Below are 18678 nucleotides of genomic sequence, written 5' to 3' on the forward strand. Positions count from 1 at the left end.
TCTACCGCCCCGTCCGCCGGTCCTTGTCGAAATCGAGGCCGAGCATGCGGATGGCGTTGCCGCGCATCAGCTTGTAGACGGTCTCCTCGTCCAGTCCCTTGACGTGGTCGAGGGCGACCTCCTTGGTGTGCGGGAAGGTCGAGTCGACGTGCGGGTAGTCGGTCTCGAAGGTGGCGTTGTCGCGTCCGACGACGTCGAGCGAGGCGATGCCGTGCTTGTCGCGGAAGAAGCAGCAGAACATCTGCCGGTAGTAGTACGTGGACGGCGGCTCGGGGATCAGGTCCTTGACCCCGCCCCAGGCGCGGTGCTCCTGCCACACGTCGTCGGCGCGTTCCAGCGCGTACGGGATCCAGCCCATCTGGCCCTCGCTGTAGGCCAGTTTCAGCGTCGGGAACTTCACCAGGACGCCGCTGAAGAGGAAGTCCATCATCGAGGCCATGGCGTTGTTGAAGCTGAGCGAGGCCTGCACGGCGGGCGGCGCGTCGGGGGAGGCCGCGGGCATCTGCGAGCTGGAGCCGATGTGCATGTTGACGACGGTGCCGGTCTCCTGGCAGACGGCGAAGAAGGGGTCCCAGTACCCGGAGTGGATGGACGGCAGTCCGAGGTAGGTCGGGATCTCGGAGAAGGTCACCGCCCGCACCCCGCGCGCGGCGTTGCGGCGGATCTCCGCGACAGCCAGGTCGATGTCCCAGAGCGGGATGATGCACAGCGGGATGAGCCGGCCGCCGCTGTCGCCGCACCACTCCTCGACCATCCAGTCGTTGTAGGCGCGCACGCAGGCCAGGGCGACCTCCTTGTCGTGCGCCTCGGCGAAGGTCTGCCCGCAGAAGCGCGGGAAGGTCGGGAAGCACAGGGAGGCCTCGACGTGGTTGAGGTCCATGTCGAGCAGGCGCGCCTTCGGGTCCCAGCAGCCGCGCCGCATCTCCTCGCGGGTGATGCCCTCCAGGGTCATCTCGTCCCGGTCGAAGCCGACGGCGGCGATGTTGCGCTTGTACGGGAACTTCAGGTCCTCGTAGATCCACCAGTCGGTGGGCGGGCCGTCGGGGTCCATGGTGATCACGTACTTGCCGCCGGTGTAGGCGAGTTCGCCGATGCCGGCCGTGAGTGCCTTGGGTCCGCGGTCGCGGTACTTGGCCGGCAGCCAGACGTCGAAAAGGTGGGCGGGCTCGATGACGTGGTCGTCGACGCTGATGATCCGAGGCAGTTCCATGGTGTCCCCTCGCCGCATGCCGAATGATTCGCCGAATCTGACGGATCGTTGAATCTGATGGTGCGTCAGAAATCTGGAACCAAGCTAGCTCCGCCACCCCTGGACCGACAAGCGTCCGCGCTCTACGCTCTGCGCTTGATCTGACTATCCGTCAGGTATCGTCGCCAGGGGAGGTCGGTCCGGGATGACGGACAGCACCGCAGTCGAACTCAGCCGGTCCCGGACCCTGTGGGACCTGATCACCCGCCGGGCCGCCATGACCCCGGACGCCACCGTCCTCATCGAGGCGGCCGACGACCCCGCCGACGACCGCCGGCTGACCTTCGGAGAGCTGCGGGACCGCTCCGAAGAGGTCGCGGCGGGCCTGTACGACATGGGCGTGCGCCCCGGCACGGTGGTCGCCTGGCAGCTCCCCACCCGCATCGAGACCGTCCTGCTCTCGATCGCCCTCGCCCGCATCGGCGCCGTCCAGACCCCCGTCATCCCCTTCTACCGGGACCGCGAGGTCGGCTTCGCCCTGCGCGAGTCCAAAGCGGAGTTCTTCGCCGTCCCCGGCGTCTGGCGCGGCTTCGACCACACCGCGATGGCACGGCGCCTCGGCGCCCGCGGCGTCTTCGACGCCTACGCGTCCCTCCCCGCCGGGGACCCGGCCGTACTCCCCCCGCCCCCGGCGGAGGGCGGCTCGGTCCGGTGGATCTACTGGACCTCGGGCACCACCTCGGACCCCAAGGGCGTCCTGCACACGGACCGCTCCCTCATCGCGGGCGGCTCCTGCCTCGCCCACGCCCTGCACCTCTCACCGGCCGACGTCGGCTCGATGGCCTTCCCCTTCGCCCACATCGCCGGACCCGACTACACGGTGATGCTGCTCCTCTACGGGTTCCCCGCCGTCCTCTTCGAGAAGTTCGCGATGCCCGACGCCCTGGACGGCTACCGCCGGCACGGGGTCACGGTGGCCGGCGGCTCCACGGCCTTCTACTCGATGTTCCTCACGGAGCAGCGCAAGGACCCGGGCACCAAGCTCATCCCGACCCTGCGCCTGCTGGCGGGCGGCGGCGCCCCCAAGCCCCCGGAGATCTACCACGCGGTCGTCCGCGAGCTGGGCTGCCAGCTCACCCACGGCTACGGCATGACCGAGGTCCCGATGATCACGATGGGCGCCCCGGACGACACGGCGCAGAACCTGGCCACCACCGAGGGCCGCCCCCCGGCCGGCATGTCGATCCGCATCACGACGCCGGAAGGGGTGGCCCTTCCCCCGAACACGGACGGGGAGGTCCGCCTGCGCGGCGAGGCGGTCTGCCAGGGCTACCTGAACCGGGACGAGACCACGGGGGTCTTCGACGCCGACGGCTACCTGGTCACGGGCGACCTCGGCCACCTCACCCCGGACGGCTACCTCGTCCTGACGGGCCGCAGCAAGGACGTCATCATCCGCAAGGGCGAGAACATCTCGGCGAAGGAGATCGAGGACCTGCTCCACCGGCTCCCGGCGGTGGCCGACGTGGCGGTCATCGGCCTCCCCGACCCCGAGCGCGGCGAACGCGTCTGCGCGGTCGTCGAACAGCCCCCGGGCGCGGACCCCCTGACCCTGCCCGAGGTGACGGCGTACCTGCGCGCGCAGGGCCTGTCCACCCACAAGCTCCCGGAACAACTGGAGTTGGTGGACGACCTCCCCCGCAACGACGCCCTGCGCAAGGTCCTGAAGTACAAACTCCGCGAGCGCTACGCGTAGTTCACCCCCGGAGCCCTACGGGTCCACGGCGTGCGGATCGAGCCCGTCCTCCCTCACCCGCAGCGCCATGTCGATCTTCGTGTACGTCGGACGGCCCGCCCGCTGGTACTTCTCCTTGACCCGGTCCAGGTAGTACTTGGCGGTGTTCGGGCTGACACCCGCCCGTCGCGCGGTGGCCTTCAGCGTGAGCCCGGAGGCGTAGTCGAGCAGAACCTGGAGCTCCCGCGGCGCCAGCCGCGGCCGGGCCGGGCCGGTGTCGTGCGCCCAGGCGAAGGCCAGCTCGGCGGAGTGCGCCGTACCGCCCCCGGCCACCGCCTCCACGGCCCCCACCAGCGTCTCCAGCGAGTGGTCCTTGGTGAGGTAGCCGTCCGCTCCGGCCGCCACCGTCCCGACGATCCGGGCCCGGTCCGCGACCGTACTGATGACCACGACCCGGCTGCCCGCCGCGCACACCCGCCGGACGTTCTCCTCGGGGACGGAGCCGTCGCGCAGCACCAGGTCGAGCAGCACCACGTCAGGGGGCCGGCCGCCCACCGCGAGCAGCGCGTCCACCGTCTCCACCGAGGCCAGCAGCCGTAACCGCTCCGCCCCGGTCAGCCAGGAGCGCAGCCCCTCGCGCAGCATCCGGTCGTCGTCGACCACGGCCACGGTGATCACGCCGGCCACCGCAGCTCCACGCTGGTGCCCTCTCCCGGGGCGCTGTCGACCTCGGACCGCCCGCCTATCTCGGCCAGCCGGGCGTGGATGGAGCGCCGCAGGCCGGTCCCCCTCCCCGTCCCGGTCCCCGTCCGGGTTCCGGTCCCGCTCCCGCTCCCGCTCCCGGGGGCCGTCGGATCGAAGCCGACACCCCTGTCCACCACCGTGACGGACACGCCCTCGGCCGCCCCGACGACCGTCAGGAAGGCCTGTCCGGTCCCGGCGTGGCACCGTACGTTGTTCAGCGCCTCGGACACGGCGGCCGCGAGGGCGATGGCCACGGGCCGGGGCACCGACGGCAGTTCGTGGTACTGGGCGGTGACCTTCAGGCCCAGGCACTCGGCCGAGTGCACCGCCTCCTCCAGCACGGTCCCGACCGCCACCTCCGCGGCCTCCGCCCCAGTGCCCTCCGGGTCGTCCTCGCGCTGGATCAGCCGCCTGAGGTACGCCGCCTCGCGGGCGCACCGCTCCCGCACCCCGGGCGCGTTGGCGTCCACCCGGCCGACGGCGATGGTGGTCAGCGTGGCCAGCACGGTGTCGTGCAGGGCCCGATGGTGCGCGATCCGCTCGGCCTGCCGGGCCCGTGCGGCCTCGGCGGTCAGCGCCCGCTCGTTGGCCTCGTCCAACTGGGTGCCCTGGCGGTGCAGGTACCACCAGAAGACCTTCGCCATCACGGCCGAGGAGACCACCGAGTTGAGGTGCCCGACGAGGGCGGATCCGGGAGCCGCCTCCGGCCCTATCACCCACAGGTACGCGGCCAGCGTGGTGCCGAGCAGGAGCAGTACGGCCGCCACGGCCGGCGCCCGCGCCAGACCGACTCCCGCCACCGCACTCACCGACCCGCCCAGCAGGAACAGCCAGCCGTACACGGCCACTCCGGCTCCCCCGGGCACCCAGCCGCCGCCCGCCACCCCGCCGCTCGCCAGTCCCACCAGCAGCGGCACCGCGCACCCGGTCACCAGTACGTCGGCCCACACCCAGCGCCGGTCGAACCAGCCCCGCGCGTACGCGTTCCCGTACAGCCACACGCTGGACGCGAGGACCCCGCCGAACACCGCCCAGGGGACGACCTCGTTCGGTGCCTTGCGCAGCACGGCCACGAAGCCCGCCATCAGGTGGCTGGCCCGGTACAAGCCGGTCGCCAGCATCATGAACCGCTGGGCACGCTGCAGCCCCGAGCTCACCGGTCCTACTCCGTGAGCAGGAGTGAGTCTTGGACCCATTCCTGCGCGCCGCGGACGTCCCGAACGGTTTCGGGTGTCCTGTCGGTCCGATGACCACGACGATCGCTCTGTTCGTCACGGGGCGGTAATCGCCGCTTCGTGCCCTCTCGCACCGCTCGCCCCTCCGCGATCCACGCCCCGAACCTACCGGCCGACACCGACAACCCACCCAGGGCGTGCTCCGGCACCACAACCGAGGACACACACGTGAGCTCTTGCGCGCACTCCTGCCCACTCGAACAGCAGCAGTTGCCCACCCCCCTGAAAGGGTGGGTACCGGAAGCCCAGTGGATATCGCTAGCTTCTCCGGCGTCAAGCTCGTCCTCAGTCAGTTGTTTCCAGTCAGGAGAGAACGTGGCGCAAAAATTTCGCCGGTTCGGCAGTGCGGCCGTAGCAGCTCTCGCGGCGATGTTCGTCATGCTGCTGCCGTCGTCCGCGCAGGCCGCGGAGAACCCGACGATCCGCTACAGCACCACCCCGTACAACGCGCCCATCTACGAGATACGGGCCGGATACAGCTGGCAGTGCCTCGACATCCGTGGCGGGTCCACCAGTCCCGGTGCCATCATCCAGAGGTACGACTGCAAGGGGGCGCTGCACCAACGCTTCACCTTCCACAGCCTGGGCAACGGCAACTTCGCGATCGGCACCTTTGGCGGCGCGTTCTGTCTCGGCGCGCAGGGCGGCGTCGTCAACAAGGGCGTTTCCCTCATCCAGGCCAACGGCTGGGGCTGCGCCACCTTCACGTGGATCTTCCAGGGCGGTGAGAAGGGCGACCACTGGGAGATCCAGGAGGTGGGAACCAGGCTGTGCCTGACCGACACCGGCCGCCGCTCGCCCGTGGTGTTCGGCGACTGCGGCATCAGCGGTACGCCCTGGCCCACCATCTGGGTGCCGCGCTTCGACAGGTACTACGACTTCTCCCGGATCGGCTTCTAGCTCCGCGAGAGCTCGCTCCACCGCAGTCCGGAGGCCGTCGTAGGGCATGCCCTACGACGGCCTCCGTCACCTCCGCCCACAGCCCGCGCGCTCCCCGGCACCGCACGCGCCCTCCTCCCACCAGTCGCCGTACCGGACGATGGTGCCGTCCATGGTGGTCTCCCATCGCTGGGCGGATGGTGCAGGCCGCTCGGGCAGCAGGTGGGTGACTAGTGCTGTGAACGACGCGGGCGGCTCGTCCGGGGTGAACTGGGTCGGCCGGGTGGGTGGGCGAGGAAGACCTGGGCGACCTGGCGCCATCCGGGGCGAGGGGCCGGGAAGGCCGTGTCAGCACGGCGCGGCCTGACATGTGGCCTTGGGCGTGGGCTTGAAATGGGTCCAGACGACCTTGCCCCGGGGCCTGCGGCGCTCGACCCCCCAGTCGGCCGCGAGGGTCTCGACGATCAGCAGGCCCCGGCCCCTGAGGTCGGTGGCGGCAGGCTGGGCGGACTTGAGCTGCTGCGTGCACTCCTCACGGATGTCGTGGACCTCAAGCCGCACGAGGCGATCGTCGGCCTCCAGCCGGACCAGGAAGCCGTGAGCGGTGTCGCTGCCGTGGAGGAGTGCGTTCGTCGCGAGTTCCGAGACACAGAGCCGAATATCGGTGTCGTCCAGGCCCCAGGACGTCACGATGGAGGCGGCGAAGTCGCGGGCGTCTTTCACTGATTGGGGCCGGGGGGCGAAGTATTTCTGCTGCGCATCAGGCATGAGGACCTCGCGTCTCGGTTTCCAGGGGGCGGGCAGGGTCACCGTCGCCCGGGGCCGGAGGCCCCTCGCTCACCGGCCGGCCTGACTCGGCGTGATCGGAGGCAGGCCCACACGGCCGACGAAGGCCCCTGACGCGGGCTGGGCTGCCCGGTGTTCCCGTAGCGCGGTCAACAGGTTGCGGGCGATCAGGGCCAGCATGCGCGCATACCCAAGGTCGGTGGTGGCGTCGTAGCAAGTTTCCTGCTCTGGGTCGGCGGACGCTACGTCCTCCCAGTCCCGCAGTGCGCCGAGCGCGCGCGAGGAGCGCTCCGCCAGTGCGATTTCGCCGAGGCCGACGGCGAGGCACTTGCAGTGTGTGACCAGGCGCGAGGTCAGCTCGGCAAGCTTCATGGTCTCGGGCTCGGTGGTGAGGACCTCGACGATGTCCGTCTCGGCGGCCTCCTCTATCCCGGCTTCCATCGCCGCGGCCATCTGAAGCAGCGCCTCGCCGAGGCTGCCGCATACGCCGCCGCCCGTAGCCATGTATTCGTGCCGTTCACCGTCGTCGGTCATCAACCGCTCCCTACCGTCGTCAGCGAGCGGACAACTCCCGCTCGGCCACCACTGGGTATGAAGAGGTAACCCCACGACCCCTGTCCGCGAGTACCGTTGAACGGTCGGAGAAGTATGCAAGCCATGCACCGGTCGGGAGCTGCACATGGCGCAACACTCACGCACACCTAACACCGGCCTTCCCGTGCTGCTTGAACAGGCCAGATGGTCGCGACAGCAGTTCGCCTCGATCATCAACCGGCTCGGCGCGGAGGCAGGGATCGGGCTCAAGTACGGTCAGCCGGCCGTATCTCAGTGGATCGCAGGCCATCAGCCCCGCGCACAGGTCAGGGGGCTGATCATCGAAGCCTTCGAGCGGAAACTCGGCCGACCGGTCACCTACGCCGAAGCCGGTCTCACGGCACCGTCGGGGAGGGGGGAAGCGGACACTGTCCGGGACCTCGTAGACCTCGGAAGGGCCGACATGGATCCATCCCGCCGCCGCGTCATCGCGGCAGGCGTCTTCTCCGCAGCGCTCACCATCCCCCTGTTCCCCGAGCTCGCACGAGCCGACAGCCCCGACCCGATCAGGCCAGGGAAGGCTACGACGCGAGTCGGCCAGGGCCAGGTGGATGCCGTGAGGTCGATGACGGACCGGATCGCCGACATCCTCGACGAGCTCGGCGCAGGTCACGCACGCCCGATGGCCGCCGCGTTCCTCGTCAACACGGTGGGTCCGTGGTTGAAGGCGGAGGCCTCCGCCCCAGTACGGCGCAGCATGCTCGCCGCAGCCTCCGACTTTGTCTACCTCACCGGGTGGATGGCCATGTACGAACGTCAGCACCGCCTCGGCCAGGACTACTACGTGAGTGCCCTCAAGCTGGCCGGCGAGGCGGAGGACCACGTCACCTGCTGCCGGACACTGCGCGGGATGAGTCTCCAGGCCTCCAATCTCGGCTACGGCCGACGGGCGCTGGAGCTCGCCGACTCGGCCGCCGAAGCCGCCCCCGTGGCCGGACCAAGACTGATGGCGTTCCTACGGGGCCAACAGGCCCACGGGGCCGCCATGGTCGGAGACAAGCGGCAGGCATTCGCCCGGCTCAGGGAGGCCGAGGACGCGCTCGGGCAGGCAGACGACCGGCGCGAATCGATCGGGGGCTACGACCGGACCGCCTACCTCTTCCACGTCGCGCACGTCCTGAACGAGACGAAGGACGTCCCGGGCTCCGTCCGAACCCTCAAGGAGTCCATCCGGGTGCAGCCCGCGCACGAGAGGCAGGGGCGTCTCCACGCGTACGGCCTGCTGGCCCAGCGGCAGCTCACGATCGGGCACGTGGAGGCCGCCTGCGAGTCCTGGGGCCGGTTCCTCGACGAGTACGAGGGCCTGTCCTCGGCCAGGGGGGACGAACACTTCGAGGTGATGACGCTCCGCCTCAAGCCGCATGCGACCGTCCGCGCGGTGCGCGAGCTGAGCAACCGCGCGCGAACCGTGGGTGCGCTCAAGGGATAGACCCTCACAGGGTGAACTCCGGCGCGGCTACGCATAGTTCACATCGCTGGCCACGGCTGGTATATGCCGGAAAGGGTGCGCTATCGTCCCGGCTCAACACGAACTGAACACAGACAGGTGACCCCGGCGGCGCGCCAACGCCCCGGGGCCCGACACCGAAGAAAGCGACTCTTCCGTGCGCATCCACATTAGCCCGCGCAAGCGTGCCTTCACCGTCCTCGGCAACGAAGTCCTCCGGGACCGGCGCCTCAGCTTCACCGCCCGGGGCATCCTCGGATACCTCCTCTCCCTCCCCGACGGCTCCCGCGAGGACGTCCGTACCCTCGCCGACAAGCACCCCGGAGTCGGCCGGCGCGGAGTGGCCAAGGCCGTCGACGAGCTGGTCCGGTACGGGTACTACCTGCGGCGGACGGTGCGCGACCCGGAGACCGGACACGTCCGCACGGAGACCTTCGTCTCCGACACCCCTCAGTCGGAGGCATGGCCGCACCCGGACCAGGCGGCCCCGCACCCCGCGCCGGGAAACGATCCGGCTCTCACCCCTGAGAGCGACCCGGACCAGGACCCGGGAACCGGTGAGAGGGAGGACGGAGAGACGGGAGCGTCCCCCCTGGGGACAAAAACTACGGGGGAAGAACCCTCCCTCCCCGAACCCGTCAAGCTGACGGCGGCCTCCGGCCGAGGGGCCTCACTCCTGGCCCGCCTCGCGACGTACGAACCGCGGCTCGCCCTCAGCGTCAACGAGACCCTCGTCCTCGCCCCGCTCGCCGAACAGTGGCTCGCGCACGGGGTGTCCGAGCTGGAAGCCCGCTCCTTGCTCACCGACGGCCTGCCGCGCTTCGTCTACTCCGCCCGCGCCCTGCTCGCCGACCGCCTCGGCCGCAAGCTCCCCGCACCACGGATCCGCAAGGACCCCGCCGCGCCCGCCGCGCCACCCGCCGAATGCGGCTTCTGCCACGACCCGCTGCCCACCCCGGACACCCCCTGCCGCAGCTGCGCGGGCCCCCGTACGGCCCCCAGTACGGCCCTGCCCACCCCCGCCGAGGTCGCCACCCTGGCCGACATCGCCCGCCGCGCCCTCCGCGGCATGCCGGCCCTCGCATGACGCGAGGCGCCGCTCGCCGATTCTGGATTCACCATGCGAACCGCCCCCATCAGGTGGGCCCTGTAGACCCCTTGAGGGCATCGGCGATCCCGACGGCCGTGGTGTGGCCAGGGCACTCCTCGGCGTGGCGATAGAGCACGGGGCCTCCCCCGCCACCCCGCAGTGCTTCGTGCCGACGTGCCACTGTGCCGCCATCCTCTCGAAGCTCAGGCTTGAACAGCACGGCAGAAAGAGAGAGTTGAGCACTGTGGGGAATATTCGCTGTTATTCGCCCGAGCCGCCCGGCTACGCCTCGACATTCCACCTCAGGCCCGTAGAGCCTTGCCGGGGCACACTTTCCCCCGCACGAGCGGTGGCTCACGATGGCACGTAGGTTGCGCTTCAACGGCACTGGCAGCGGTGAGGGCGGTTGCCCTGCCGTGCACGAAGACCTGGGCACTGGAGACATCGTCGTCCACGGTCCACCTCTCACGGATCCGGCCGACGTCACGCAGCTCCGCCACATTTCTCCCGAAGAGGTGGCGATCGTCGTGCCACGCGAGCTACTGGTCGACTTCGGGCCGCAGGAGGCAACGCGAGTGCCACGCGTCATCGGTCTGGACGCCTTCGGCCGGCTCTTCGAGATCTTCGAGCACACCGCCTGGCGGCTGGAGACCCGTGGCCGCTACGCGTCCGACGAAGCCACCGAGACGTACGCCGAGTTCCTGCGGGGAGAGGTTCCGGCCTGGGACATGGGAACTGGTTGGGCGGTGACCATGCGGGCGAAGACGGATGGCGGGGCGACCGTAGGCCGCGTGCGAATCGTCGACAGTCCGCCGACCACGGGTCAGAAGTACCTCCTGTCGCACTCACGGAAGAACGCCGCGCTCGGAGAAGACATCCGGAACCTGTGGCGCGCGGACGCGGACCGCCTCCGACTGCCAGTCGAGGACACCTGCCCCGGCGGCCGGCTCACCGGTACGGAGCTGGCCGTGCGTCTGGGCTGGACCCAGTCGAAGGTCAGCAAGCTGGAGAACGGCCGCCAGACCGCCACGGCCGGAGATCTGGCGGCGTGGGCCGCAGGAACCGAGCAGCCGGAGGCGGCGAATGAACTGCTCGGCCGGCTGCACGGCCTGGAGTCCCACATCCGCTACGCGACATCGAGGAGGCCGTGCGGGCCCGCGCGAGGCGGCAGGAAGGGTTGTACGACTCGACCCGGACCTACCGCATCGTCCTGTGGGAAGGCGTGCTCCATGCCCGGATCTGTTCGCGTGTCTGAAGCTTCCCCCAGCCGGTGGATTCTGGATCTACGACGACCGTCAGGTGATCGTGGAGACCTGGCACGCGGAGATGTGGCTCGACGACACGGACACCGTCGACACGTACCGGCGGGTGTGGGCCACCCTGCATGGGTCGGCCGTCTTCGGCCCCCAGGCACAGCAGCTCATCAGCCGCGCCCGCCGGGGCCTCACGTTCTGAAGGTTCTGAGCCAGGACCGATTTCACGCTTCGCAGCCCCCACACCGACACGGGTTGGGGGCGTACGAAGCTTCGTACGCCCCCGTCCGGGGCGTCGTACGGGGGCCCGCGCCGGCGGCGTTACGCGTCCGGGGCCGCCACGCCGCAGTAGCCCGCGAAGGCCGCCAGGATCTCGTCCTCCGAGATGTGGCCGTCGCCGTCCGCGTCCAGGGCGGCGGCCACCGGGCCGGCCAGTTCCTCCGGGGTGCCGAGGACGCGCAGCACGCGCGCCGTCGCCTCCGGGGTCGGGCCGCCGGCGTCGCCGTCGTCCGCCACCGCGATCACCGCCCGCAGGAACGGGCGGGCGATCTCCGCGAACCGCTGCGGGCTGTCGCGCAGCCGCTTCGCCGCACCGGTGATGAACTCCTCGCGGGACACGCGCTGGTCCCCGTCCACGTCCGCGATCCCGGCCATGCCCTGCCAGAAGGCCTCCGCGCCCGCGAAGACGGCCTGACCACGGTCGGAGCGGGCCGCCACGGCGAATTCGGCCAGTACCGCCTTGGCGGCCGCGCTGAAGTCCTCCCGGTCGATATAGCCGTTCCCGTCCTGGTCGAAGGTGGCGAATCGGGCGGCGATCTTGCGCTCGTATTCTGCGCTGTCCATATTCGGCGTTCCGCCTTCACGTGTGCGGTGGTGTTCAGTTCAAGACAAGGCGGAGCGTAAGGCCTATGTGGCCTGCGCGTTAAGCGAAGCGGGCAAGCAGGTGGCCGCATCGAACCAGCGCACGAGGAGCGCGGCGGGGCGCGTACGCCTGTACCCATGTGTCATGCCCCGCCTCCCGGTTCACAGTGCGCTACGCCACTATCACGCAGGGCGCACATCTGGGGCGAGGTTCTCGCAAAACGGGCGCACATCCCTGTGTGCCGACTACATTCGAGTCGTCGACACACGGCTGCGAATCCGGGAATCCGGCTGGGGGCACGATGGCGAAGGACGTACCACCGCGCTGGGACCGCCGCATGCAACAACGCCTGGCCCGCGGTGAGGCCGCCGCCCTCGGCGAGCTCTACGACCGCTTCGCCTCCCTCGTGCACAGCCTCGCCCACCGGGTCCTGGGCGACGAGAAGGCCGCCGACCGCATCACCCGCGAGGTGTTCGGCTACATCTGGGAGAACCCGGACGCCTACGACCCCAAGCAGGGCTCCATGCGCTCCTGGGTCGCCCGCATCACCCAGGGCCAGGCGGTCGCCCGGCTGCGCCAGGCCGAGCTGGGGCGCGGCTCCCGCGAGGAGCTGGAGCAGAAGGTCCGCAGCGCCAACGCGGCCGCCCGCGCCGACTTCATCGTCACCTCGATGCCGGCGCCGCTGCGGGCCGCGCTCGAACTCGCCTACTTCAAACGACGCGACTACCGCCAGGCCGCCGCCGACCTCCAGATCAGCGAGGACGAGGCCAGGCGCAGGCTGCGGTTGGGCCTGCAGCTGCTGTCGACGGCCAATGCCGTACCCCGGGACGACAACGTCCCGCCCGGACACGGCACCTCGGGATATGGAACACCTCGATGACGAGCCCCTTCGGCGAAGACGGCGAAGAGTACGAGCGGCCCCGCGGCGGCGGCCCGGCGCGCATACCGGGCCCGCGCGAGGCGGCCGACGACCTCGACTACACGCAGTACGCGCAGGCCGCCGACTACCCCGAGTACACGGCGATCGGCGACTGGGCGCAGGAGCAGCCGGCCCGGCCCGCGCCGCCCCCGCCCACCCACGCCGTCTTGAAGTCCCTGCTCGGCGCGTGGGCCCTGGCGGCCTGCTCCACCGACGAGACCCTGGCCGTCGAGGACCACCTCACCGAGTGCGCGCCCTGCGCCGAGGAGGCGCTGCGACTGCGCGACGCCGTGGGGCTCCTGCACCCGGAGGAGAGCCTCGACCTCAAGCCGCTGCTGCGCTCGCGCGTGCTGGAGGACTGCCTCGGCAAGCGGCCCGCCCGCATCCCCGTACCGGTGTGGGCGAATCCGTACGACACGGAGACGGCGCGGCTCGACGCGCTGCTACGGGACTTCGGGGACTCGGAGTGGCACACCCCGGTCCGGCTTAAGTGGTTCGAGGAGGAGCGGCGCCAGACGCGCCGGACCACGGTCGCCGGGGTCATCGGGCACCTGCTGGCCGTGGACGGCCTGATCGCGGCGGCGCTGGGCCTCGACGACCCGCTGGGCCCGGACGTGCGTTCGACCGGACCGACGGGCCGGACCGAGCAGTTCTGGGAGGACTCCCCGTACCCGACCACGCGGCGGGTACGCGAGCCGTGGCGGGAGCAGGGCCACACCCTGGTCCGCACGGTGTCCTTCGCGGGCCGCGGCGTCGCTGAACTGTCCGTCGGCTACGGACCCTTCGCGCTCCCCCTCGGGGACGCTTTCCTGGAGCGCGCCTTCGAGTGCTGGGTACACGCCGTGGACATCGCGGACGCGGTGGACTACCCGTACGAGCCGCCGTCCGCTCCCCACCTGCACCGCATGATCGACCTGGCGGCGCGCCTGCTGCCGGAGGCGCTGGCCGGGCGCCGGCGGGCGGGTCTGGCGGCGCCGCCGCGCGGGCTGGTCGCGGCGGGGGCGCCGGGCCGGACCCTGCACCTGGAGATCGAGGGCGCGGGCGGAGGCGGCTGGGACATCGCGCTGGATTCCCCGGCGGCCAAGCCGTCGCCGGAGCACACGGTGGCCCGGATCGCCCTGGACGGCTTCGAGTTCTGCCAGCTTGCCGCGGGGCACATCTTCCCGGAGGACGCGGCGGTCGGCCAGAACGGCGACCGCGAGGCCATCCGGGACGTCCTCTTCGCGGCGGCCTCGCTCAGTCGCATGTAGGCATTCCAGCCCCGCTGCGGCCGGTCGGCGCGGCGGGGCCCGACCGCTATGCGAAGACGACCGTGCGGGTTCCGTTCAGGAGCACGCGGTGCTCGCTGTGCCACTTCACCGCGCGCGCCAGCGCCCGGCATTCGACGTCGCGGCCGATCGCCACCAGCTGGTCCGGGGTGACCTCGTGGCCCACCCGCTCGACTTCCTGCTCGATGATCGGGCCCTCGTCGAGGTCCGCCGTCACGTAGTGGGCGGTCGCGCCGATCAGCTTCACGCCCCGCGCGTGCGCCTGGTGATACGGCTTCGCACCCTTGAAGCTCGGCAGGAACGAGTGGTGGATGTTGATGATCCGCCCGCTCAGCTCCTTGCACAGGGTGTCCGAGATCACCTGCATGTAGCGGGCGAGGACGACGAGCTCGACGTCCTCCGCACGGACCAGCTCCAGCAGCTGGGCCTCCGCCGCCGCCTTCGTGTCCTTCGTCACCGGGATGTGCACGAACGGCACCCCGTACGAGCCGACCAGTTCCTCGAAGTCCGGGTGGTTGGAGACCACCGCCGCGATCTCGACGGGCAGCGCGCCGATCCGGTGGCGGAACAGCAGGTCGTTGAGGCAGTGCCCGAACTTCGACACCATCAGCACGATCCGCATGCGCTCGTCGGAGCGGTGGATCTGCCAGTCCATCCGGAAGGAGTCGCCGATCGCGGCGAAGCTGGCCCGCAGCTTGTCCACCGTCACCGGCTCGTCCGCCTCGAAGTGGACCCGCATGAAGAAGAGGCCGGTGTCGCGGTCGCCGAACTGCTGGCTGTCCTCGATGTTGCACCCGGTCATGAAGAGGTAGCTGGACACCGCGTGCACGATGCCCTGCTTGTCGGGGCAGGAGAGGGTCAGTACGTACTGCTGCGCGGCCTGGGGCCGCGGCTGCGGGTCATCGCTCATGACCGCATAGCCTTTCACATCGTGCAGCTCACACGGCGCGCGTGAGGATCCGCAGCACGTCGAGCGACGACGGCCGCGCGTCCGGGTCGTCCCCGTCCGCCGTCGCCAGCCGTACGTGGGCCTCGCGCGCGGCCCGTACGGCCTCCGGCCAGGCGTGGTGCTCCAGGTAGCCGGAGACGGGGGCGTCGGGGCCGATCTGGTGCATGATCCGGAGCACCCGCAGCACGGCGAGGTCGACCAGGGCCGCCTCCTGCGAGTCGCGCAAGATCGTGCCGACGTACTTCTCCGCGGACCAGCTGTCGAGCCAGGTGTCCTCGACGAGCCGGTACACGGCGTCGGTGACGTCCCCGTACCCTTCGGCGCCGGCCAGCCAGGTGTCTTCCTGGAAGACGGGGTCGGAGAGCATGTGCAGCGCCGAGCGCACGTTGCTGCGCCAGCGCCACCACGGCATGTCGTTGAGGGGCATGCCGCCCATGGTGGAGGAGCGGCCGCCGCGGCGGGAAGAGTTCTTCGAACCTTGGGCGAATGTCACGCTTTCGATCGTACGTTCCTGTCTTGCGTGATCTTGAGGCGCCCTTGCGTGCTCCGCGCGCACTCCGCATTCGCTCCGTGTGCGCTCCATATCCGCCCGCTGTCCGCTCCGCGTGTGCCCGCCACCCGCAATTCACCTCGGCGTCACCGGATGTTGTGTACACCTCACTCTTCGGTTACCCGCGCGGGGAATGGTGCATGCACATGACCACCCGGCGACGCGCAACAGCCCTTTCCCGAACCCTCCTGACCAAGGCCGCGGCCACGGCGACCGGCGCGTGTCTCCTCGCCGGATGCGGGGTGCTCCCCGGGGGCCCGGGGGGCTCCGGGGCCACCGGCGGCACCCTCACGGTCATGACCTTCGCACCGCAGGACTCCAAGGCGACCAACATGCCCGGCATGCCCGGCATGGCCAAGGCCTACGAACGCTGGGTCAACTCCAAGGGCGGCATCAACGGCCACAAGCTCCGCGTCCTGACCTGCAACGAGCACAACACGCCCAGCGGCGCCGCCGACTGCGCCCGCAAGGCGATCGCGGAGAAGGCCGTCGCCGTCATCGGCTCGTACAGCCAGCACGGGCGTGCCTTCATGGCCCCGCTGGAGGCCGAGGGCATCCCCTTCATCGGCGGGTACGGGGTCTCCTCCGAGGAGTTCCAGTCCCCGCTCTCCTACCCCGTCAACGGCGGCCAGCCCGCCCTCCTCGCCGGCGCCGGCCACCAGCTCGGCCGCGCCTGCGACAAGGTCGCCCTCGTCCGCCCCGACACCCTCGCGGGCGACGCCCTGCCCCTCCAGCTCAACGCCGGCCTCAAGGCCAACCAGGTGGGCGAGGCCAGCGACATCCGGGCCGCCGAGGACTCCGCGGACTTCTCCCCGCAGGCCCGCGAGGCACTGACCGACACCTCCGCGGTGAAGGCGGGCGCCACCGCGAAGGACGGGGCGGCCGCGAAGGACGGGGCGGCCTTAAGGGACTCCACGGAGAAGGGCTGCGTGGCCGCCGTACTCGGCTCGCGCACCGAGACCTTCTTCGACGCCTTCCGCCGCGCCGCCGACTCCCAGAACCGCAAGCCGCAGATCTCCTCCGTGCTCGGCTCGATCACCCAGGCCCTGGTGGACCGCACCGGCGGCAAGGAGAGCCCCTTCGAGGGCGCGTACGTCACCAGCTGGTACCCGGTCGCCGCCGATCCGCTCTGGGAGCCGATGCGCCGCGTCATCACCGAGCAGGCCTTCGGCGACGACACGGTCGACCCCGACGACAGCGGCGCGCAGACCACGTGGATCGCGTACACGGTGTTCAGCGAGACCCTGAAGCGGTTCAAGTCCGGCGAGGAGGTCACGGCGCGCACCCTCGCGCGCAAGCTCAACCAGTCCGAACCGGTCAAGACGAGCGGCCTGACCCCCGACCTCAGCTGGCGCTATCAGGACATGCGCGCCGTCGCCGGCTTCCCCCGCATCGTGAACGGCCAGGTCACCTTCCAGGTCGTCCAGCAGGGCCGCCTCGTGGCCCAGCAGGGCGAGCAGACCACGGACATGACCAAGACCCTGGAACAGGCCCCGCGCTCGAGCTGAGGACGGGGCCGGGGCCGAGAACGGGGCCGAGGCCGGGGGTCAGAGCTGGCTTTTGTCCCGCTTGGTGAGGTTGTACTTGCCGGCGATCGCGTTCCACATGCCCGCCGCCGACTCCTTGGCCTTGGTGGCGTCACCGCTCGCCTTGTTGCCGGCCGAGGCGTTGTCGGTCGACTTGGCCTTGCCGTCCTTGCACTTCTCGCCGTCGCCCTTCACGTCGTCCGCCCACGACGCGTAGCTGTTGTCGGCCTCCGCGGAGGACTTCCAGGCCTTGGTCAGGGCCGCGGTCAGCTTCGCGTGGTCCGGGAGCTGGTCCACCTTGAGCTCCTGGAGCCGGGTCACCAGCTCCTCGCGCTGACGGGCCGCGCCGCGCAGGTCGTTGGCCGCCTGGTCGAGGTTGCGGCAGCCCTTGACGTCGTCCACGGCCTTGATCACCGAGGCCCGGCTGTCGTTGCTGTCCGCGAGGAGCTTGTCCAGCTGGACCGCCTGCGGCTGCGCCGGATCCAGCGGCGCCTCGCCGACGGGTGCCGCGGAGCCGCCGGCGGAGGGGACGGTTCCCACGGCGCCGGGATCGTTGTTCTGCGCCTTGCCGTCACTGAGCAGCGCGCCGACACCGAGCCCGGCGACGGCGAGGCCGATGACGACGGCGGCGACGATCGCCGGCGAGACCTTACGGGGCGCGGGTGCGGGCTGCTGGAAGCCCTGCTGGGGGTGCGGCGGGTGTGGGTGCTGCTGCTGGAACTGCTGCTGCGGATGGGGGTACTGCTGCTGCGGGTGGGGCTGCTGCGCGTGCTGCTGCCGCTGCGGGTAGGGGCGCGGCGGCGGCTGCCGGAGCACCGGCTCCTGAACGGGCGGCAGTTGCTGCGTGTCACCCCGGAACAGCCCGTCGAACCCGGCGGCCGGGTCCGCGGGAGCGGCGGGGACGGGCGCGATGTACTGCGTCGCGGCCTCGTCGTGCGCGGGCGCGCCGTACTGCGGTCCGGACTCCCCGTGCGAGGCGGCGGCCGGCACGGGCGCGATGTACTGCGTCGCGGCCTCCTGGTGCCCGGGGGCAGCCGGGACCGGCGCGATGTACTGCGTCGCGGCCTCCTGGTGCCCGGGGGCAGCCGGGACCGGCGCGATGTACTGCGTCGCGGCCTCCTGGTGCCCGGGGGCAGCCGGCACGGGCGCGATGTACTGCGTCGCGGCCTCCTGGTGCCCCGGGGCCGCGTACCAAGCGGCGGACTCCCCGGACGCGGGGGCGCCGTGCCGGGCGGCGGGCTCCCCGGGCGACGGGGCGGCCGGGACCGGCGGGATGTACTGGGTGACCGCTTCGGGGAGCGGCGGGTAGCCGTAGCCGTGCGGGTCGCCCGGACCCTCGTAGCCGGGGCCGACGACGTGGCCCTGCGGGTAGCCGTAGGCGGGGCCGCCGGGCGCGGGGTACCCGTAGGAGGGCTGGCCCTGCGGTTGCTCCGGCTGCGCGTCAGGCTGCGCGGGCGGCTGCGTCGGCGGCTGCGCCGGCATCGGCGGGCCCCACGGCACGCCTGCCTGGGGGCTGCCGCCCTGTCCGCTCTCCGTCACCGGGACTCCCTCTCCGACCTGTCCGAACTCCGGAACCGTCGGCCCACGCTACCCGGTCACCCCCCTCCCCCGTCAGGCCTCCCCTACCGCGGAGCCTCCGCCCGGGCCTTGGC

The 18678-nt window shown here is 71.1% G+C and carries 16 protein-coding genes and 1 pseudogene; 8 read left to right on the forward strand and 9 right to left on the reverse strand.

Going from position 1 to position 18678, the window contains the following annotated elements; all coding sequences use genetic code 11:
• Position 1 precedes the first annotated feature (1 nt).
• Positions 2-1210, reverse strand: coding sequence for an amidohydrolase family protein (locus J7F03_RS07020; protein WP_214947781.1), 1209 nt, complete (start codon positions 1208-1210; stop codon positions 2-4).
• Positions 1211-1394: 184 nt separating this feature from the next.
• On the opposite strand from J7F03_RS07020, the gene J7F03_RS07025 reads away from it, so the two are divergent.
• On the forward strand, positions 1395-2945 hold the full coding sequence (locus J7F03_RS07025; protein ID WP_214947782.1) for an AMP-binding protein: 1551 nt from the start codon (positions 1395-1397) through the stop codon (positions 2943-2945).
• A 15-nt stretch (positions 2946-2960) separates the two neighbouring features.
• Here J7F03_RS07025 and J7F03_RS42280 read toward each other — a convergent pair whose 3' ends face one another.
• Complete coding sequence (locus tag J7F03_RS42280) at positions 2961-3611, reverse strand: response regulator transcription factor (protein ID WP_214947783.1); 651 nt, start codon at positions 3609-3611, stop codon at positions 2961-2963.
• Complete coding sequence (locus J7F03_RS42285; RefSeq protein WP_214947784.1) at positions 3599-4825, reverse strand: sensor histidine kinase; 1227 nt, start codon at positions 4823-4825, stop codon at positions 3599-3601. Before J7F03_RS42285 ends, J7F03_RS42280 begins: the two co-directional genes overlap by 13 nt.
• Before the next feature lie 393 nt (positions 4826-5218).
• Here J7F03_RS42285 and J7F03_RS07040 point away from each other — a divergent pair, with 393 nt between their 5' ends.
• Positions 5219-5803 (forward strand): RICIN domain-containing protein, encoded by a 585-nt coding sequence (locus J7F03_RS07040; protein WP_214947785.1) that lies wholly within the window; start codon positions 5219-5221, stop codon positions 5801-5803.
• Positions 5804-6130: 327 nt separating this feature from the next.
• On the opposite strand, the gene J7F03_RS07045 is transcribed toward J7F03_RS07040, so the two are convergent.
• Together J7F03_RS07045 and J7F03_RS07050 are read right to left on the reverse strand one after the other, a co-directional pair.
• Complete coding sequence (locus tag J7F03_RS07045) at positions 6131-6550, reverse strand: ATP-binding protein (protein WP_214947786.1); 420 nt, start codon at positions 6548-6550, stop codon at positions 6131-6133.
• Between the two features lie 69 nt (positions 6551-6619).
• Positions 6620-7102, reverse strand: coding sequence for a hypothetical protein (locus tag J7F03_RS07050; RefSeq protein ID WP_214947787.1), 483 nt, complete (start codon positions 7100-7102; stop codon positions 6620-6622).
• A gap of 145 nt (positions 7103-7247) precedes the next feature.
• On the opposite strand from J7F03_RS07050, the gene J7F03_RS07055 reads away from it, so the two are divergent.
• From J7F03_RS07055 to J7F03_RS42610, 3 genes and pseudogenes are all read left to right on the forward strand, one after another.
• Complete coding sequence (locus J7F03_RS07055; RefSeq protein ID WP_214947788.1) at positions 7248-8591, forward strand: hypothetical protein; 1344 nt, start codon at positions 7248-7250, stop codon at positions 8589-8591.
• A 175-nt stretch (positions 8592-8766) separates the two neighbouring features.
• On the forward strand, positions 8767-9696 hold the full coding sequence (locus tag J7F03_RS07060; protein WP_214947789.1) for a helix-turn-helix domain-containing protein: 930 nt from the start codon (positions 8767-8769) through the stop codon (positions 9694-9696).
• Positions 9697-10058: 362 nt separating this feature from the next.
• Positions 10059-11154, forward strand: a pseudogene (locus J7F03_RS42610) (DUF6879 family protein).
• Positions 11155-11273: 119 nt separating this feature from the next.
• Here the strand turns inward: J7F03_RS42610 and J7F03_RS07070 are convergent.
• Complete coding sequence (locus J7F03_RS07070; protein WP_214947790.1) at positions 11274-11795, reverse strand: EF-hand domain-containing protein; 522 nt, start codon at positions 11793-11795, stop codon at positions 11274-11276.
• A gap of 320 nt (positions 11796-12115) precedes the next feature.
• On the opposite strand from J7F03_RS07070, the gene J7F03_RS07075 reads away from it, so the two are divergent.
• Entirely contained in the window at positions 12116-12694 is a 579-nt protein-coding gene (locus J7F03_RS07075) for a sigma-70 family RNA polymerase sigma factor (RefSeq protein WP_214947791.1), read from the forward strand.
• Complete coding sequence (locus J7F03_RS07080; protein WP_214947792.1) at positions 12691-13983, forward strand: maleylpyruvate isomerase N-terminal domain-containing protein; 1293 nt, start codon at positions 12691-12693, stop codon at positions 13981-13983. Before J7F03_RS07075 ends, J7F03_RS07080 begins: the two co-directional genes overlap by 4 nt.
• Before the next feature lie 46 nt (positions 13984-14029).
• Here the strand turns inward: J7F03_RS07080 and purU are convergent, their stop codons facing one another.
• The gene (purU, locus tag J7F03_RS07085) at positions 14030-14911 is read right to left on the reverse strand and encodes a formyltetrahydrofolate deformylase (RefSeq protein ID WP_214947793.1); all 882 of its coding nucleotides are present in this window, start codon (positions 14909-14911) and stop codon (positions 14030-14032) included.
• A gap of 28 nt (positions 14912-14939) precedes the next feature.
• Positions 14940-15386 (reverse strand): hypothetical protein, encoded by a 447-nt coding sequence (locus tag J7F03_RS07090; RefSeq protein WP_214947820.1) that lies wholly within the window; start codon positions 15384-15386, stop codon positions 14940-14942.
• 260 nt (positions 15387-15646) lie between these two features.
• Between J7F03_RS07090 and J7F03_RS07095 the strand changes: the two genes are divergently transcribed.
• On the forward strand, positions 15647-17008 hold the full coding sequence (locus tag J7F03_RS07095) for an ABC transporter substrate-binding protein (RefSeq protein ID WP_214947794.1): 1362 nt from the start codon (positions 15647-15649) through the stop codon (positions 17006-17008).
• A gap of 39 nt (positions 17009-17047) precedes the next feature.
• Here J7F03_RS07095 and J7F03_RS07100 read toward each other — a convergent pair whose 3' ends face one another.
• Entirely contained in the window at positions 17048-18565 is a 1518-nt protein-coding gene (locus J7F03_RS07100) for a hypothetical protein (protein ID WP_214947795.1), read from the reverse strand.
• Positions 18566-18678: the final 113 nt, after the last annotated feature.

This window comes from Streptomyces sp. ISL-43, assembly GCF_018614195.1.
Classification (GTDB): Bacteria; Actinomycetota; Actinomycetes; order Streptomycetales; family Streptomycetaceae; genus Streptomyces.